Here is a 508-nt window from a genome sequence, read left to right as displayed (position 1 = left end):
GCCTTCTCCTCGTCGAACAGCCCGGTGGCGAGCACGAGGTCCAGGTCGACGCGACCATGATCGGCGGGCACGATCACCGCATCGGCGTTGAGGCTGGCGACCAGCTTCTTCACGACCGCCAGTTGCTCCGCCGACACCGACGAGGCCTTGTTGACGATCACCACATCGGCGAACTCGATCTGTTCGACCAGCAGGCCGACCAGGCTGCGGGTATCGTCCTCGCCCATCGTCTCGCCACGATCGGCGAGGAAGTCCTGGCTGGAATAGTCCGCCAGCAGGTTCATCGCATCGACCACCGTCACCATCGTGTCGAGCCGCGCGACATCGCCCAGCGATGCGCCCGCTTCGTCGCGGAAGGAGAAGGTGGTGGCGACCGGCAGGGGCTCGGAAATGCCAGTCGATTCGATCACCAGATAGTCGAACCGCCCCGCTTCGGCGAGCGCACGCACCTCCGCCAGCAGGTCGTCGCGCAGCGTGCAGCAGATGCAGCCATTGGTCATCTCGACCA

The 508-nt window shown here is 65.4% G+C and carries 1 protein-coding gene; it reads right to left on the bottom strand.

Annotated features, from left to right (window positions below; all coding sequences use genetic code 11):
• A partial coding sequence (locus SM191_RS19575; protein WP_341507662.1) for a GTP-binding protein occupies positions 1 to 508 on the bottom strand: 508 nt, incomplete at both ends.

It is taken from the genome of Sphingomonas sp. 2378, from assembly GCF_038084995.1.
Classification (GTDB): domain Bacteria; phylum Pseudomonadota; class Alphaproteobacteria; order Sphingomonadales; family Sphingomonadaceae; genus Sphingomonas.
Note: the sequence above shows the minus strand (reverse complement) of the source record. Positions and strands in the feature narration are given on the sequence as shown.